Origin of the sequence: Exiguobacterium sp. 9-2 (assembly GCF_036287235.1) — a bacterium.
Lineage (GTDB): Bacteria > Bacillota > Bacilli > Exiguobacteriales > Exiguobacteriaceae > Exiguobacterium_A.
Map to the genome: position 1 here is coordinate 2,906,725 of NZ_CP142850.1, position 17,433 is coordinate 2,924,157.

At 46.4% G+C, this 17,433-nt stretch carries 18 protein-coding genes; 4 read left to right on the forward strand and 14 right to left on the reverse strand.

What is annotated here, in order from left to right; genetic code table 11:
- Nucleotides 1-33: 33 nt before the first annotated feature.
- The 6 genes from VJ374_RS15195 to VJ374_RS15220 form a co-directional block, all read right to left on the reverse strand.
- A complete protein-coding gene (locus tag VJ374_RS15195; RefSeq protein ID WP_056064864.1) occupies nucleotides 34-567 on the reverse strand; it encodes a DUF420 domain-containing protein in 534 nt (177 codons plus the stop codon).
- 3 nt (nucleotides 568-570) lie between these two features.
- The gene (locus VJ374_RS15200; protein WP_035412058.1) at nucleotides 571-1,998 is read right to left on the reverse strand and encodes a dihydrolipoyl dehydrogenase family protein; all 1,428 of its coding nucleotides are present in this window, start codon (nucleotides 1,996-1,998) and stop codon (nucleotides 571-573) included.
- Nucleotides 1,995-2,372: a DUF1499 domain-containing protein gene (locus VJ374_RS15205; protein ID WP_056064860.1), complete on the reverse strand. Its 378-nt coding sequence runs from the start codon at nucleotides 2,370-2,372 to the stop codon at nucleotides 1,995-1,997. Before VJ374_RS15205 ends, VJ374_RS15200 begins: the two co-directional genes overlap by 4 nt.
- Nucleotides 2,373-2,465: 93 nt before the next feature.
- The gene (locus VJ374_RS15210) at nucleotides 2,466-3,824 is read right to left on the reverse strand and encodes a sensor histidine kinase (RefSeq protein ID WP_329469496.1); all 1,359 of its coding nucleotides are present in this window, start codon (nucleotides 3,822-3,824) and stop codon (nucleotides 2,466-2,468) included.
- 23 nt (nucleotides 3,825-3,847) lie between these two features.
- Complete coding sequence (locus VJ374_RS15215; RefSeq protein WP_035412051.1) at nucleotides 3,848-4,540, reverse strand: response regulator transcription factor; 693 nt, start codon at nucleotides 4,538-4,540, stop codon at nucleotides 3,848-3,850.
- 20 nt (nucleotides 4,541-4,560) lie between these two features.
- Entirely contained in the window at nucleotides 4,561-5,820 is a 1,260-nt protein-coding gene (locus VJ374_RS15220) for a hypothetical protein (protein ID WP_235514052.1), read from the reverse strand.
- A 124-nt stretch (nucleotides 5,821-5,944) separates the two neighbouring features.
- Between VJ374_RS15220 and VJ374_RS15225 the strand changes: the two genes are divergently transcribed.
- Nucleotides 5,945-6,775: a Cof-type HAD-IIB family hydrolase gene (locus VJ374_RS15225; RefSeq protein ID WP_290755363.1), complete on the forward strand. Its 831-nt coding sequence runs from the start codon at nucleotides 5,945-5,947 to the stop codon at nucleotides 6,773-6,775.
- A 51-nt stretch (nucleotides 6,776-6,826) separates the two neighbouring features.
- Here VJ374_RS15225 and ung read toward each other — a convergent pair whose 3' ends face one another.
- Entirely contained in the window at nucleotides 6,827-7,486 is a 660-nt protein-coding gene (gene ung, locus VJ374_RS15230; RefSeq protein WP_197026245.1) for a uracil-DNA glycosylase, read from the reverse strand.
- Nucleotides 7,487-7,566: 80 nt separating this feature from the next.
- On the opposite strand from ung, the gene VJ374_RS15235 reads away from it, so the two are divergent.
- Nucleotides 7,567-8,292, forward strand: coding sequence for a WecB/TagA/CpsF family glycosyltransferase (locus VJ374_RS15235; protein ID WP_035412042.1), 726 nt, complete (start codon nucleotides 7,567-7,569; stop codon nucleotides 8,290-8,292).
- 56 nt (nucleotides 8,293-8,348) lie between these two features.
- Here VJ374_RS15235 and VJ374_RS15240 read toward each other — a convergent pair whose 3' ends face one another.
- A complete protein-coding gene (locus VJ374_RS15240; protein WP_023469709.1) occupies nucleotides 8,349-8,981 on the reverse strand; it encodes an NAD(P)H-dependent oxidoreductase in 633 nt (210 codons plus the stop codon).
- Between the two features lie 145 nt (nucleotides 8,982-9,126).
- Entirely contained in the window at nucleotides 9,127-9,585 is a 459-nt protein-coding gene (locus VJ374_RS15245) for a MarR family winged helix-turn-helix transcriptional regulator (protein ID WP_035412039.1), read from the reverse strand.
- A 171-nt stretch (nucleotides 9,586-9,756) separates the two neighbouring features.
- On the opposite strand from VJ374_RS15245, the gene VJ374_RS15250 reads away from it, so the two are divergent.
- A complete protein-coding gene (locus VJ374_RS15250) occupies nucleotides 9,757-10,017 on the forward strand; it encodes a hypothetical protein (RefSeq protein WP_035412036.1) in 261 nt (86 codons plus the stop codon).
- A 14-nt stretch (nucleotides 10,018-10,031) separates the two neighbouring features.
- The gene (locus VJ374_RS15255) at nucleotides 10,032-10,985 is read left to right on the forward strand and encodes a LacI family DNA-binding transcriptional regulator (protein WP_329469505.1); all 954 of its coding nucleotides are present in this window, start codon (nucleotides 10,032-10,034) and stop codon (nucleotides 10,983-10,985) included.
- A gap of 54 nt (nucleotides 10,986-11,039) precedes the next feature.
- Here the strand turns inward: VJ374_RS15255 and VJ374_RS15260 are convergent, their stop codons facing one another.
- From VJ374_RS15260 to cbpA, 5 genes are all read right to left on the reverse strand, one after another.
- The gene (locus VJ374_RS15260) at nucleotides 11,040-11,693 is read right to left on the reverse strand and encodes a C40 family peptidase (RefSeq protein WP_035412031.1); all 654 of its coding nucleotides are present in this window, start codon (nucleotides 11,691-11,693) and stop codon (nucleotides 11,040-11,042) included.
- A gap of 220 nt (nucleotides 11,694-11,913) precedes the next feature.
- The gene (locus tag VJ374_RS15265; RefSeq protein WP_329469507.1) at nucleotides 11,914-15,126 is read right to left on the reverse strand and encodes an efflux RND transporter permease subunit; all 3,213 of its coding nucleotides are present in this window, start codon (nucleotides 15,124-15,126) and stop codon (nucleotides 11,914-11,916) included.
- A gap of 14 nt (nucleotides 15,127-15,140) precedes the next feature.
- Nucleotides 15,141-15,698, reverse strand: a complete 558-nt coding sequence (locus VJ374_RS15270; RefSeq protein ID WP_290788302.1) for a TetR/AcrR family transcriptional regulator — start codon at nucleotides 15,696-15,698, stop codon at nucleotides 15,141-15,143.
- Nucleotides 15,699-15,868: 170 nt separating this feature from the next.
- A complete protein-coding gene (locus VJ374_RS15275; RefSeq protein WP_035412024.1) occupies nucleotides 15,869-16,639 on the reverse strand; it encodes a pyrroline-5-carboxylate reductase family protein in 771 nt (256 codons plus the stop codon).
- A gap of 59 nt (nucleotides 16,640-16,698) precedes the next feature.
- Nucleotides 16,699-17,337 (reverse strand): cyclic di-AMP binding protein CbpA, encoded by a 639-nt coding sequence (gene cbpA / locus VJ374_RS15280; protein WP_035412021.1) that lies wholly within the window; start codon nucleotides 17,335-17,337, stop codon nucleotides 16,699-16,701.
- Nucleotides 17,338-17,433 lie beyond the last annotated feature (96 nt).

Below are 17,433 nucleotides of genomic sequence, written 5' to 3' on the forward strand. Positions count from 1 at the left end.
AAGATCCTTCGTGGTTACCCACGAAGGATCTTTTCAATAATACGGACGAATCATGATATAGACGATGACGCCAGTGAAGCTGACGTATAACCAAAGCGGCATCGTAAAGCGTGTCCATTTTTTATGCTTTTCGAAATTTTGATTCACAGCATGCGCGAGTGACATCAAGACGAGCGGAACGATGACTGCAGCTAGAATGATGTGCGTAATCAAGATGAAGAAATAGATTGGACGAACAAATCCTTCTCCACCGAACTTCGTCGATTCACTGACTGCATGGTACGTGACGTATGAAATCAAGAATAGCGTTGTCGTCGTCATCGCACCACCAATGAAGCGGCGATGATTCACGCGGTTACCGCGACGAATCGAAATCCATGCGCCGAGCAACAGCATGAAGGTAAAACTATTAAAGATGGCGTTCAAAAAAGGAAGTAACGTCCAATCGAATCCTGAGTCGACTTGTACAGGTGGCGCAAAAAATAAGAGAGCCACGAGTAGGTTAATGACAAGAGTCAACAGGATGACGAGTGGGACAAAATTCCGTTTAGTAGCAGGTTGTTGCATGAATCATTCTCCTTGTTTCCAGTCGAAATAACGTTTCAACCATTTTGGGATCGGACCAGCGAATAAACGCTCACGCCAGTAGACATCAGCAGCACGCTGAACGGCAGCACCACGAATCGGATACGGATGCACGACACGTGACAGTTGACCGACCTTATCTTTACGTGCCATTGCATAGACGACTTCTTGCATCCACTCGCCGGCTTGTTCTCCGATCGCATGTGCCCCGATCAGTTTCCCGCGTTTATCGGCGATGAGCTTGACGCGCCCTTCCGTCTGACCATTGATGACGAAACGATCCACTTCATCGAGACCCGTCTGGTAGACTTTGATGTCACCGTGTTTCTTACGTGCTTCTTCTTCTGTCAAACCGAGATGGAACAATTCAGGCGTTGTGAATGTTACCCACGGGACCGCTCGATAATCAGGTTTCGTCCGTAAACCGAACAAAGCATTTGTGACGACGGTTTTTCCTTCTAGTCCTGCGACGTGCGTAAACGGTAAGGAATCAATCGTATCTCCGACGGCAAAGATATGCCGCTGACTTGTCCGGAGCGAACCGTCGACTTGGACGAATCCTTTTTCGACATGAACACCAGCCCGGTCAAGACGTAACGCCTCGATGCGTGGCTTACGACCGACCGCGACAAGAACGGCATCCGTTTCGATGACACGTGATTCCCCATTTGCTTCGACCGTCACTTCGATGCCTCCAGCTGACTTGCGGACATGCGTGACCTTCGTATCGAGATGCAACGTCAATTCTTGCTCGAGCTGACGTTGAATGACTTCGACCATGTCACGATCTTCTTTTCCGAGCAGCGTCTTCATGCCCTCGATAACTGTGACTTCCGTTCCGAGGTGCGCGTAAGCTTGCGACAGCTCAAGACCGATCGCCCCGCCACCAATAACGAGCAGCCGCTCAGGACGCTCTGTTAATTCAAAGATCGTCTCGTTCGTTAAATAATCGATCGTATCTAGTCCATCAATCGGTGGAATGATCGGTTGAGATCCTGTTGAGATCGCAAACTTTTCACCAACGACAAGCTGTCCCGCTACTTCGACTTCATGTGCACTAAGGAATGTCGCTTCTCCGATATAGACATCGACACCAAGATCTTCAAATCGTTTCGTTCCATCATGTGATTGAATGATGTTACGCGCACGATCAACGCTTGCTTTCGTTTTGGAATAGACCGCGTCTCCGTTCAGCGTCACGTTGTATTTTTCAGCCGTCCGCTTCATGACGTGCACGTCGTGTGCGGCTTCAATCAAAGCCTTTGAAGGAACACAACCATAATGGAGACAATCTCCACCTAGATGTGCATGACGTTCAATCAGGGCAACATGTGCACCAAGACTTGCTGCACCGGCAGCAATCGTCATTCCGGCTGCACCACCACCGATGACAACTAATTGATAGGTCTTCATCGCAAACCCTCCTCATACCGACGTGTGATGTCTTCCATCCGTTTACGGTTGACGCCCCAGTCAGAGTATCCGACGCGTGATGCCGAACGGAAATGAATCACTTGTGCGGCTTCATCGAAGTAAAATTCGACGTCATCCTTGAAGCGAAAGACTTTACTCGTAAAGATGGCATGGATGTATGTTCCTTCCTCCTTAACGATTTTTACTCGGTCGAGGCTTTGTAGAATACGTAAGAGGTGGAACTTCGAATCCGCAAGCGTTCCTTTGAACGGGAGCGGACGCATTTTCATATCCTGTAGATCGGTTTGAGTAGATACCGCATTCGGTTTTCCGGAGAGCGGTTGAAGCGTACCATTTGAAACACCAAGTGCCATGACTGATTCCTCCGTTTCCTATCATCTGATCCATTTCGTACTATAATCCACTTTACTTTACCAGTTTCTGTTTCACTCTGCCTGTCTGAGTGTTTACGCTTTCGTGACAGGGAGCAGAATCGTCGCGATGACGCCGCCTTCTGGCTGATTGTCGATGAATAGCTTGCCTTCATGTGCTTCAACAAGCTCTCGACAAATCGATAGCCCGAGTCCCGTTCCGCCCTTTCCTTTTTGCACTTGATAAAACTTTTCCGTGACATGACGTAGGTGTTCTTTCGGAATACCAGGTCCTTCGTCACTGAAAGAAAGGAATAACACACGCTCGGAACGAACGAGTCGAACCGTAATCGCTCCTCCAATTGGTGAAAAACGGATTGCATTATCAAGGAGGTTCAAGAAGACTTGTTTCAATCGGTTTTCGTCGTATAGACCAATGACTTGCGCCGGTAACTTTTGCACAATCTGAACATTTTTCTCTTCCAGCTTTTGACGTAGTTGCGCTGCGACGGTCTCGATGATTTCCGTTAAGTTGACTTCCTGACGGTATAGGACGAGACGACTCGTCTCGAGTTTTGAGAAATCGAGTAACTGTTCAACGAGCGAAATTAAACGCTCCGTCTCTGAATGAATGATGCCCATCCCAAGCGACGCCTCTTCCGGCAACTGATCCTGTTCGACGAGTAACGTCTCACTCCAGCCTTTGATCGATGTCAACGGTGTCCGTAACTCATGGGAGATACCCGAAATGAATTCATCTTTCAATGTTTCCTGTTGTTTGATCTGTTGCCCCATATAATTGATCGTCCGTGCTAGTTCTCCAAGTTCGAACGAATACTCCTCGTTCACCTTAACGTCGTAATGTTGTTTCGCGATTTGGTCCGACGCACCGATTACCTCTTGAATAGGTCGAACGATCGAAGACACCAGACGTGAGGAATAAATGAAGGCAAGTCCCCAAACTACTGTACCCAAGAGGACGATCGCTAAACAAATTTCAATCACACGTCGGTCGATTCGTTCAAGCGATGTCGTATAACGGAGCGCTCCCGTCGTCTGACCGAATGACACGACAGGTTCCGTCACTTCCAGCAAATGCTCTCCCGTCGCCTCATCGTCATATCGTTTCGTGACGGTTTGACCCGCTCTTACTTGATTGACTGCTTCTCGCGTCAATTTACGTTGCGAAATGAACCCTGTCGAGGAATAACGCGGAATGCCTGTCGCATCCAACACTTCGATTTCTGCATCTGGATAGGCATAAGAATCGAGTACATCATGAATCGTCGCTTCGGAATCCGTGTAATCATAAGCGAGACCGCTATTTGCAAACAACACCGCACTCGCATTCGCATGACGTTTCAAGACATCCGTCACCGTCACGTAATAATAGTTATAGGTCACGAACGAGAGAATCCCGATGACAAGTAGGACCGTCACCGTGATGATCGTCATGAACCGCATTAATATCTGGCGCTTCATTCTTCGTTACGCCACTTGTATCCATGTCCCCACAGTGTCTCGATAAACTTCGGTTCCGCTGGATTTTCTTCGATTTTTTGACGAAGACGGCGAATGTTGACATCGACTGTCTTTCGATCGCCGAAATAGTTCTCGCCCCATACCGCATCGAGTAGTTCATCTCGCGACATGACTTGATCCTCATTTTTAATGAAATGACAAAGTAAATCATATTCAGTCGGCGTCACTTCGACGTCAATGCCGTCTTTTTGGACACGCTTCGCTCCTAAATCAATTCGGAACGGTCCAGAAACAAGTTCACGCGGCTGTTTTCTGCGGCGTAATGTCTCTACCCGTCGTAACAGCGACTGGATACGTGCGAGTAATTCTGCTGGACTGAACGGCTTCGCGATGTAGTCATCCGCCCCTACGCTTAGTCCCATGACTTTATCTTCTTCTCGCGTCCGTGCCGTCAGCATGATGATCCCGACCACTTCATCCTTCGCCCGCGCCTGTTCACAGACAGCGAAACCATCGACTTCCGGCATCATGATATCCAGTAACAGAATATCAAAGGTTTGTTGATCAAATTGCGCGAGTGCCTCTTTTCCGTTTTCCGCTTCAATGACGTCATAGCCTGCCCGTTTCAAATTGATGACGATGAAACTGCGAATCGCGTGTTCATCCTCGGCTACTAGTATTTTGGTCATTCTTTTCTCCCCCTGATTCTTTATTCCACGAGTGTGACACGATTGACGAACATTTCATAATCCTTCGTCGCATCGATCACATAGACATAATCGATGCCCTCTTTAATTTTTCGTTTTTGGTCACTAGCAATGTATTGATTCTTTGGAATGATCTCTAATTCAAAATCAACCTGCTTCGTATCCCGATTGATGAAACGAACGCGATTTTCACGTTTTTCGATCGTTTCCCGTGTCGCCCAATTGGCCGGGAAACGCATAACGAAATTGTATTCCTGATCAATGTACTGCTCTTCCCGTAGTTCGAATCCACTCTCAAGAAATGGCGGATTGTCCGATCCATTCCATGTGTAGTACGCGGTGATACGTGGTTTCGGCTCACCTTCACGCCCTTCACTACCGCCCGGCGTATATTGATGACCGAACTCGACGATTCCGTCTTGATCGACATCCTTCGGAAACGTATACATCGGTTCAACGATCTCATCGACTTGACCGAAGCGCACTTGTTCCAACGTATCGTTCGCTAAACGGAATAATGCGATGTGCATCTTAGCATCACGTGTATAAGAGACAATCAAGCCTTTATTGCGCGCAGCATTGATCGTATCGACTTCAAATAAATCATGTTCTGCGAATAAATCGCCATCTTTTGTCGCTAGCGTCGTCTCTTGACGCTTTTTCGACAAGATATCCTTATAATAGATCAAACGAGATGGACTTCCCTTTTGTAGAAGCACCATATCTCGCTCGCGATCTTGATTCAAATCATCCACCGACAGGCGGTCATACCGATCCACCTTCGTGACATCTCGTTGCTTCGACAACAGCTGTTCAATGATATATAACGTGTTTTCACCATAACTGGTAATCCCGATGACTAAATGGTTTTGTTTATGTTGCGCGTCAGATACGACTTCGAGTCGATCGATGGCTCGCCCATCAGCAACTGTCTGCCGTGTCACAAGTCGCCATTTTTCACCTTGTCGTTCATGAACGAGAAGATGAATCGTGAAACGTCCATCCTGCTCACTACGGTAGAAGGTGATCGCCTCATCCTTACCGTTTCGATCTAAATCAACGAGTTCGTATAGACGGGATACTGCTTGATTTCGTGGCGCCACGATTTCTGCCTGTTTCGGCAAATCGCGGTCAATCCGCTCTTTCAACGACTGCTCCCATGCCGGAAGGGACGGATGTTGGAGTAGAGAGGCGGGATGCGGAAACATCGTACTGCATCCTGCTAATAATAGACTTGATATGATCATGAAGAGATATTTCATAAAGTTGGAATCCTTTCCGTACGGGCTCTGTTTCCACTTTATCATACTCTCTCAATGGAGAGTATATTGTCGAATGGGACACAAGTTGTTACGATATACAGATAATTGAAAGGGGTTTGAATGTATGACGTACAAAATGATTGTTCTCGATTTAGATGATACCTTGTTGACAAGTGATCATACGATTTCACCACGTACGAAAGAAGCCTTACTTGCTGCGCAACGTCGTGGGAAGAAAGTCGTTCTTGCAAGCGGTCGTCCGACATATGCGATGCTTGATCTTGCAGAAGAACTAGAACTCGCACGATACGGAAGCTACATCCTGAGCTTCAACGGAGCTTCGATCATCGATTGCAAAACGAACGAATCACTTTTCCTCAGTACCCTCTCTCCGGAGACGGTCCATCGTCTTTATGATGTAAGTAAACGGGAGGATGTCTACATTCACACGTATGTCGGACATGAGATTCTGACAGAACAACCGAACGAGTATACGACACTCGAAGGACAATTGACTGGTATGGACGTCATTCCCGTCGCTGATTTTAAAACAGCGATTCAAACACCTGTCGTCAAGTGTTTAATGATGGCAGAAGAGACACACCTCGCGCGGGTCGAGCAGACGCTTCAACAAGAGCTTGCAGGGGAACTCGCGGTTGCTCGCTCAAAGCCATTTTTCCTTGAATTCACGGAAGACGGTGTCACAAAAGGCACAAGCCTTGCCTTACTGTCTGAGAAGCTTGGTATCGCTCAGGAAGAAGTCATTGCTTGTGGAGACGGCAACAACGATCTATCGATGATCGAATGGGCAGGTCTTGGCGTCGCGATGGCGAATGCAGCCGATACCGTTAAAGAAAAAGCCCAGTATATGACCGCTTCGAACGATGAAGATGGTGTCGCCCTCGTCGTCGAAAAGTTCATGATGGATGAAGAACCGACTATCTCAAGTCACTAAGTAACTCAAAAAAGCGTGTGTTCCGCATTCAACGGAACACACGCTTTTGATTTACGATAAACACCAGTCAATTGGCTCTCTTCCCTGCTCTTTCAGCCAAGCATTCGTTTGCGAATAAGGTTTGCTACCGAAAAATCCTCGGCTCGCTGATAAGGGACTTGGATGAACGGCCTCGAGAACAAGATGACGATTCGTATCAATCAGCACCTTTTTACTCTTCGCATGATTTCCCCATAGGATGAACACGATCGGTTGTGTCTGTGTTCCTAGGACTTCAATGACCCGATCCGTGAATGATGCCCAGCCTTTTTTAGCATGCGATCCCGCTTTTCCTTCTTCAACCGTGAGCGACGTATTCAGTAAAAAGACACCTTGTCGTGACCAAGCTTCGAGATTTCCGGATGTCGGAGCCGGACAACCGATATCCGCGACGAGTTCCTTATACATGTTTCGAAGGGACGGCGGGATCGGAACTCCGTCATGGACAGAAAAGCTGAGTCCGTTCGCTTGTCGTGGACCATGGTAGGGATCTTGTCCTAAAATGACGCACCGGACGTCTTCCGGTGCGACCGCATCAAACGCATGAAAGATCCGCTCTTTCGGAGGATAGACGGTCGTCGTTTGATAGGCTTCCTTCAAAAAAGCCCACAATTCCTGAAAATAAGGTTTTTCCTTTTCTTCTTTTAACACCGTTTGCCAAGATGGATGCACATGGATCCGCTCCTTTTTCAGTCTCAAGTCGCTGTTCGTACGTCTTGATTCTGCTATGATGGATGATGAGGTGGGAAACTATGATTCAGACAAAACAATTATTTGGACTACCATTCGTCGATGCGACACCTTCGCAATGGTATACCCATATTAAAACAATCTTACACGACCGCGGAAAAGCCTTTCTTGTCACGGCGAATCCTGAGCTCGTGTTGCGTGCATTGCGCGAACCTTCTTACGAAGCCATTTTACGGCAGGCGACGTTTATCACACCAGATGGAATTGGTGTGACCGCTGCCAGTAAACGAATGGGAGCGCCCCTCACTGCGACATTGCCAGGGATCGAGACGGCACGTGAACTATTGCGGACGGCAGATGCACTGAAGAAGCGTGTATTTTTGCTTGGTGGACGCCCGGAAGTTATGAAATCGTTGATCCATCAGTTATCGATTCGTTTTCCGAACATCCGCTTCGTCGGAACGTTTCACGGTTTTGGAAAGACAGAGGAAGCAACGCAAGCGATCGCAGAAGCACAAGCTGATCTTATCCTCGTCGCACTCGGTGCGCCAAAACAGGAGGAATGGATCGCTTCTGTTTATGATCAAGTCGATCACGGCATCTTCATCGGTGTCGGTGGTGCATTCGATGTCTGGTCCGGACATAGTAAGCGTGCTCCAAAATTATTCCGTCGCCTCAAGCTAGAGTGGCTCTATCGTATCTCGACGCATCCCCGCGGCTTTGAGAAATTAAAAGATTTGTTGCTCTTCCTGACGCTTGTGCTTCGCAAAAAATCAACGCTCTCTTAACTCAATACAAATACAAAAAGGCTCCCGACACGGCGGGAGCCTTTTTTACGCTTATCTTATGCGTTGACAGTCGAGAATGAACGACCGAGTTCTTTCGCTTTTGCGATTGCTGCTTCTTTGATTTCTTCTGCTTTTTCTGGGTTCATCGCCATACCTTCGATGAAGAGGGCATCGTAGTCTGTTACACCAGTGAAAGCAAGTGCTTGACGGAGGTAGTCATCACCGAAGTTAAGACCAGATCCTGTGTACACGCCACCTGTCGCTTGGATGTGGAGTGCTTTTTTGCCTTCCATCAAACCTTTAGGACCTTCTGCAGTGTAAGCGAATGTTTTACCTGCAAGAAGTACGCTGTCGATGTACATTTTGAGACGTGCTGGGAAAGAGAAGTTCCACATTGGTGTGACGAAGACATACTCATCTGCTTCCATGTATTGTTCGAGATGTTTTGTCATCGTACCAACTTTTGCGATCTCCACTTCTGTTAATTCTTCGCCTGTTGCGAATTTGCCCCATGCGCTTAACACGTCTGTGTCGATTTCTTGGACTGTTTCGTTATATAGGTCAAGAACTTCTACTTCAGCTGAAGGATTCGCTGCTTTATAGCTTTCGAGGAATGCTTCACCGACTTGAAGGCTGAAAGAGTGTTCTGTAGCTTTTGGGTTAACAGTTACATAAAGTAATTTAGTCATTATTATTTCTCCCTTTTATTTAAAGTAAATTCTGTAACTAAACATACCAACCACCTTTTCGTTTGTCAATTAGTTTGACTTCTGATTGTAGAAAAAAAGCTCAAGTCCGTGACTTGAGCCTTTTCCATCATATGAGTGCTAATCCTTATGCATTTTCGAGCGGCGTATAATGTTCGGCTCGTAAACCGATTCGTTTCAATTGATCAATCAACTGTTCCTTTTCCGACACTGACAAATCCTTGAACAAGTCTGCTAAAAAGGCTTCATGCTTCGGGAATGTCTCTTCCATCAGTTCGCGTCCAGCTTCCGTTAATGTTCCAAACGTGACACGACGATCCGTCGCACATGATTTTCGCGCAATCAATCCACGCTTTTCGAGTTTATCGACGACATACGTCACACTGCCGCTCGTTAACAGAATTTTATCACCGATCTGTTGTAAAGGCGTATCCCCTTTGTGGTAAAGCAATTCCAGGACTCCGAATTCCGATAAATTCAACTGATGTGTTTTGATGTCTGCCTTTACTTGCTCCGTCACCGCATGCATCGTCCGAGATAGAACAACGAGCATTTTTAATGCCAGCTTCGAGTCTGTCGATTCCATTTTACGTTCGCCCCTCTTTGTGTTGTATCGTCACAATCATAGACTTCTTTGTCTACTCGGTCAATTCTTGCTGAATTTTCTCAATCAATCCATTGCTCAAAAATAGTTCTTGCCGTGAAACGCGTTTCATACCCTATCGTCTTGATATACACTAAAAAGGAGGTAATCATCATGTCGATCCATACTCGGTTAACCCAGCTATTCAAGCGGAATGTTGCTTTTGAATGGGCGATTGAACAATTGCATACACCAGCAGGCTATTATTTGTGTCAACACACGTTGGTTGATCAATATCCTGATTTGTCTCCTCAAGAAAAAACACGACTGCTCTCAAAAATCAATGAATTGGCTGAACAGACATCTCCATTCTCGGCTCCCGTCTCCCGACAGGATTGGCGCCGACTTGAACAACGATTATCTCGCCAGACCTAAAGGAGGGATGCGCGATGACGAACATCCGAGACTTGGCACGTGAAGCAAACGTGTCCGTCACGACAGTCTCACGTGTACTAAATGATCACCCATACGTGGCGAACGAGAAGCGACAAGCTGTCCGAGAAGCGATAGTAAAACTTGGCTATATCCGTAATCAAACCGCTGTCCATCTTTCGACGGGCATGACGAAGACGGTCGGTGTCATGCTCCCATTCGTTGATCATCCATATCACGCCGCCATTCTCCAAGGCATCGCACAAGCGGCTTTTGACGCCAGTTATCGTTTCTTGACGTGGCAAACGAATTATTTGGAAACGCGTGAGCAACTCGCTCTTGATGCGCTAGCGCAACAGGAGATCGACGCACTCATCGTCGTGTCGCACAGCCTTCCGTTATCAGCGATTTTACCGTACGAACGCTATGGACCGATTGTCTTTTGTGAACACCACGAAGACGTCGCTGCTGTCTATATCGATCACTATACGGCCTTTCAACAGGGACTTGCACATCTACGACAACAAGGACATACAAGCATTGGTATTTGTCTCGGGCGCCCCGACAGTACGAATAGTTTGGCGCGTAAACATGCGTATCAAGAAGTTGTCAGTGACGCGTTCGTCTACGAACTGACATTGACGATCGAAGATGGTGCGAACGTCGCAAGGCGCTGGATGCAACAAAAACAACGACCGAGCGCCATCTTGACTGCCAGTGATCACGTTGCCGCGGGACTGATCTTGGAACTACGAAAACAAGGCTATCAGGTCCCGGGAGATCTCTCTGTCATTGGCTTTGATGGAAGTGAACTCGCTGAAGTCTTATCGATGACGACGATCGCGATTCCATATGCTACGATCGGACGACATGCTTTTCAGCTAACAGTTCGAAACGATATAAATATTCGTCCGCAAATCGAAGTACCGTCAACGTTCATTGCTGGAACGACCGTTCTTCCTTATACCTGAATCCATATAAAAAAGCGACGAGTTCATCGATTTGAATTCGTCGCTTCATTTCGTTTAAAGTGCCCCTGCTGCTACATACCGTGATCCCCAGTAGCCGCCACGGAACGATTCTTTGACAACTCTTCCATAATACGAGTTCGCATTGATCATCGTACTCCCATCGACAGCGATCCCAACGTGCTGAATGCCACTACCGTGTGTAAAGAAGACGAGATCCCCGGCACCAGGAGCTGTACGTTTCGTCGATGAATACTGAGCAGCTGCTGTGCGCGGAAGTGATTTTCCTAGTGCTTGATAGACGTAACGTGTAAATCCAGAGCAATCAAAGCTAACTGGACCCGTCGCGCCAAAAACATAAGGGCGTCCTTTAAGACCTTCCGCTACCGATACGATTGTTGATCCTGTTTTGCTCAATCCTTTTGTTGCTTTTGCATTGTATGCTTTCGTATACATCGAAGCGATATACGCTGTTTTTCCTTGATGACGAATTTGGTACCAATCTTTCACTTTTCCGCTCACTGCCACAGACTGTCCAAGTTTCAATTGACCGACTCGCTTACTCGATGCTGTCGCTTTCGCTCGGATATTTAACACATCCACGGAGATCGTGACTTTCTTACTCGTTGCGGCTTGTGTTGATGACGGAACGAGTGTCCAGCTACTGATTAGTAACGTTAAGGTTAGCAAAACGCGAGTGACAGTTTTCATCGATTCATTCTCCTCTTATGTATGAGTATAATATGCACTTGAATTGTCAGATAATTTCTGTTTTTATCCTATCACGTTCCAGATTTTCATCATGTTACAGTTATTTAACGCGAATTCTTTCTTGTAATACTTTTGTAACAAAATAAAAAAACAGATATGCTGAATGGCTTATTCTCGCCATTTCTGCATATCTGTCCGTTTTAGTGATTTAATCGTTTTTTCAAGAATCAATTGACTTCTTTTTTCGGAAACGTGCTAAGAATTCGTACACGATTGGAACGATAAGAAGTGTCAACAATGTCGAACTTGTAAGTCCACCGATGACCGTCACGCCTAATCCTTTTGAAATTAATGCGCCACCTTCGAGTCCAAGGGCGAGTGGTGCAAGGGCACCGATCGTCGCAAGGGCTGTCATCAAGATTGGACGTAAACGTGTACCTGCTGCATCGAGTAGTGCTTGACGCGTCGATAAACCTTCTGCTTCTTTATGAATGACACGGTCGATCAAGACGATCGCATTTGTCACGACGATCCCAATCAACATCAAGGCACCGATTAAGGACGATACAGAAATCGTCTCGCCTGTAATCAGAAGTGCAACGAGCCCACCGATGATTGCGAATGGAAGTGAGAACAAGATGACGAGTGGCGTCAATGCTCCTCCGAACGTAATGACAAGGACGAGATAGACGATGGCTACAGCTGCTGCCATTGCTAGACCGAGTTGTGTGAATGATTCTTGGATCTGTTCAGTAACTCCGCCTTGCTCATATGAGACACCCGTTGGACGATCGATATTCTTGACGGATTTTTCAATCGCTTGAGAAGCTTCTGTTGCTTTATCCGTTTTCAGTTCTGCTGTCACAGTAGCAACGAGTTTTCCATCGCGTTCGTTGAGTGAGTCAGGTGTCGTTCCTTTTTTCACTTCAACAAAATCGGACAGTTTACGAACACCAAGTGGTGTCACGACATCTGTCTCTTCCAAGTCTCGTATCGAATCATATGTCGTTTGTTCGTTTGGAACGATGACATCGAGTTCCTTCCCATCCACCTTAATAGTAGAAAGTGGTTTTTCCTCACCTTGGACATTCGCGATACCTTGTGCGAGTTGTGCTGTTGAAACACCGAACTCAGCCGCTTTTTGCTGATCGACTTCGAACGTATACTGCGTATAAGCTTCTTTTAAATCTGTCGTTACTTTTCGAACATATTTCGTTTCGCCTTCGATCGCATCGACGAATTTCGGTGTAACTTTTTCTAAATCTTCAATGTTATTCGCGAAGATCGAGTACGAGACACCTGACGACGCAGCTCCACCACTAAAGTCTTGCTCTTTCCATTCTCCTGTCGGAATGTCGGCATTCAACTGCTTGATTGCTGTCTGTTTAACATCTGCGAAATCTTCTGTGTCTGGATCATACTGGACGATAAAGACACCTTGTTTTGTATTCCCTGGGTTCAATGGATTTTCTCCACCGACGGTAAACTGAAGATTGTCGATATTTTTTTGTTTGTTGAAATAATCTTCTGCTTGATCAGCTGCTTTTAACGAATCATCCAACGTTTGTCCTGGTTTTGGATTGTACGTGACATACAGTGTTTTTTCTCCTTCTTGATTCAAGAAGTTGACACCAATTGTTGGTACAAGTGCAAAACTTCCGATCAATAGTAGGACGGATAGTCCAAAGACGATGAATTTATGGTTCAACGACCAATTCAGCATACGACGATAACCGTTCGCTAACTTCCCACCTTCTTCTTTTTCTGGTTTTGGTGCCTTACCGCGCTTAAAGAGCGAGTCCGCAAACATCGGAACGACCGTGACCGCTACGATCAAGGACGCAAATAGTGCAAAGACGACTGTCAATGCGAACGGTAAGAAGAGTTCTCCGACGAATCCCGTAACAAATCCGAGTGGTAAGAATACAGCAATCGTAACGACCGTTGACGATGCGATTGGAATGAATACTTCTCGTGTTGCACTGATGATCAGTTCTTTTCCTTTTAACTTTTCTGTCGGATCCGTCAAACGACGGTAAATATTTTCGATGACGACGATGGAATCATCAACGACTCGACCAATTGCGACCGTCATTGCCCCAAGCGTCATGATATTTAAAGAAATATCCATCTGCTTCAGCACAAGAATCGCCATCAGAAGAGATAGTGGAATCGAAATGACTGCGATGATCGTTGATTTGATGTTTCGAAGAAACAGCAAAATGATGACGATGGCAAATAATGCACCAATCAGTGCCTTACTAATCATCGTTGAAACGGATTCCTCGATTGGTTTTCCTTGATCAAGTGTCACAGATGCATTGACCGAACCGTTTTCTTTTTCAAAGTCTTTAATCGTCTGCTTGACGCCATTGACGACATCAACCGTATTTGCGTCCTGCGATTTCGTCACTTGAACACCGATCGATCTTTCGCCATTCGAACGAGAAATCGATTCTTCAATCCCTTTGTCTTCAATCGTCGCGACTTGCGACAACGTGACAGTTGGTACTTGTGTTGGTGCTTGAGTTGCTTGTCCCGACGTAGCACCTGTCGACGGTGTCGTTTGGGATGCTGCCTCTGCCTCTCCTGTTGCTGATGGTGCTTGCCCTGCTTGCCCTGCTTGCCCTGCTTGCCCTGCTTGCCCTGCTTGCCCTGCTTGCCCTGCTTCAGGAGTATTCGCTGCTGGCGGTGTATATGGAAGACGAAGATCTTTTAATTCTTTGACCGTCGTTGCTTTTCCATCTAGTACAACTGCCTGTTCTTTATCTCCTAGCTCGTACAAACCAAGCGCTAAACGTGAATCATTAGCTTGAATTAATTGTTTCGCATTCTCTTCTGTTAAACCGTAACGTTCGAGTTTTTTCTCATCGAAGCGAATCTCGATTCGGCGAATCTCTTGCCCTGCGACTTGAACCGTTTGAGCACCTTCGATTCCCTCAAGCTTCGGTTGAAGTTCGTTTTCGACGAGTTTCGTCAACTCAGACAGAGAGCGTTCCTTGTCTGAGACAGCGAATCCGATGACTGGAAATGCATCAAAGGAAATCCGTGATACTTGTGGCTCTTGGACACCTTCTGGTAGTTCTACGTTTGAAAGAGCTTCTTTTACCTTTTGCTCTGCTTCTTCCATGTCTGTACTGAAGTTGTAGTCAATTTGTAAGTTCGATGCATTTTGGAAGGACGTCGAACGTACAGTATCGACACCTGGTAAATTTTCGACCTTACTTTCAAGTTCTCGACTGACTTCATCTAAAACCTGTTCTGGTGTAGCACCCGGATAAATCGTCGTCACGGACACGGTTGGTGTCGTGATGTCTGGCAATGTCTCAAGCTTCATCGATGTTCCCGCATAAATACCGGCAACTGTGATGATGATCGTCATAAGCCAGAGGGCAAACTTATTGTTCACCGAAAACTGGATGATCTTTTTCATCGTATGGTTCTCCTTCACTCTTCAATTTGCTTGTCTAATTGTCGTGCACGTTCTATTAATTGCTGAATCAATTGTTGTCGGATAGTCGGAGAAGGTGCACCAAACTGAAAATGCTCCGACAGTTTCAAACCGTCTAATGTAAAACGAATCGATAACACCTCAACCGGATCCATCTGTTCTGTCAGTTGGCGGAAGAAATGCTCAACTTGTCGCTTTCGTTCCTCGACGAACGTCGCGTGATCCTTTAACAAGGACAATAAGTAAAGAAGCGCATCCATATCGAGGTGGAATTCCTCTTGCTGCTGGATTTGCAACGTCACGAACGCTTCCATCGGTCCCATCGTCAACTGATGCTGTTCGTACAGTTCAAATTGACGTGCTTCTTGCGCTTCGATGACTCCCATCAGCAACGCTTCTTTCGAAGCAAAATGATACAATAGTCCACCTTTCGAGACATTTGCCTGTTTCGCGACTTCATCGAGCGTTAGCTGAGTAAAGCCTTGTTGCAATATGATCGCTGTCGTTGCTTCAAGAATCCGGCGACGTGTCTCTTGTGCTTTTGCACTAGCCAAAAGCCTCCCCCTTTTCCTATCTATTTTACTGTACCGTCTGGACGGTTTCTTTTTATAGTGTACGGATTCTCATTTCGAGATGCAATCGCTTTGCTTATGTTTCACGTGAAACTTTCGTGAACAAAAAAAACGCTTACGCATTTTATTATACGTAAGCGTTCTGAAGTGGATTATTCGTTTGCTTCACGTGCACTCTCTCGTAGCGCCGCTTGCATCGTTTCGAACAGGTGACGCTCCCGTAACACTTGGACACCACGATCCGTCGGTCCACCAGGTGCTGCAACGTCAGCAATGAGACGATCTGTGCTCTCATTAGAACGCATGAGAATTTCAGCTGAACCTTTCATCGCTTGAGCAACGATTCGACGTGCATTTCCCTCTTCAAAACCGGCATCCGTCAAAACTGGTACCATACCAGCTACGATTTCATAGAAGAATGCTGGACTACATCCAGCTGCCGCCATGAACGCTGGCATCGTTGTTTCATTTGCCTCCGCGATTTCTCCGACACGTTCAAATAATGCCTCGACTACACTTCGGATCTCTTCGTTCACGCGTGAGCCGAACCATAGTCCAGTCATTCCTAATCGATGGGCAACGGGTGTATTCGGCATGACAGCAACTGTCGGACGTTCCGTTAACCGTTCGATTTCGTCCGGTGTAATGTGAGCCGCAATCGAAACGATCGTTTGATGCGTCCATTGTTGGTTTGCTACGTAGGCAAGTACACCATCGGGTTGCATGCCAAGCATGACGACATCATATAAGGAGACATCTTCTTGCTCGACTGTTTGAATGCCGTGTCGCGCCGCGACTTCCGTCAAGCGTGCTCCACCACTGCGATTCGTCATCGTAATGTCCTCACGCTTAAATCCAGAAGCGACCCACCCTTGAACGAGCGCCTCACTCATCGCACCTGCTCCTACTACTAATAGTTTCATCGTCTATCCTTCCTTTCCCTCAAAAAAAGACCAGTCATGACTGGTCTTATGCGGGTCCATTATACACGAACAGCTAAATCTTCAACAGCGACGACACGAAGACCCTTGTCGTCAAGTTTCTTCACGATTTTTTTCTTCGTCTTCTCGTCACAATCCGTTGGTAACGTAATTAATACGCGACGCATGACACTACTCTTTGCATCGAGAGTCATCAGACTCGCCACCGTTGAATATTTGTTAACGATCTTCGAAATTTTCTCGAGCGCCCCTTTTTGTTCACTTAAGGCTACCGTTAAGACGTAACTTCCCGAATCACGATTCCACGCTTCCTCAAGCATTCCAAGCATCTTCCCGTGCGGTAAGATACCGAAGAAATGACCGTCGTCATTTAAGACCGCAATATACGGTAATTCCTTAATTGAGAAGAAGACTTCAAAGAAATTACTTCCTGTATAGATGTATTTGGATGTATTCTTAATCAGCGACATGACATTGTCGTCTAAACTGCCACCATTCATCCCATGACGATAAATGTGCATCTTATAGATATTCCCCTTGAAATCCTGTCCTGTCTGACTAAGAACCGGGACACATCGGTATCCGGTTTTTTCAAGCGTGTCAAGCGCTTCACGGATCGTCGCTGTTTCGGAAATCGTGACACATTGGTGCTTCGGGATACATAAACTTTGAACGAGCATAATAAAATCCTCCTCTTTTACCTAATTACGCAGACTTAATCATATCATTCGATTTTCATACGCCATATCCTCTTTTCCCACTTCTGATGCGCTTTT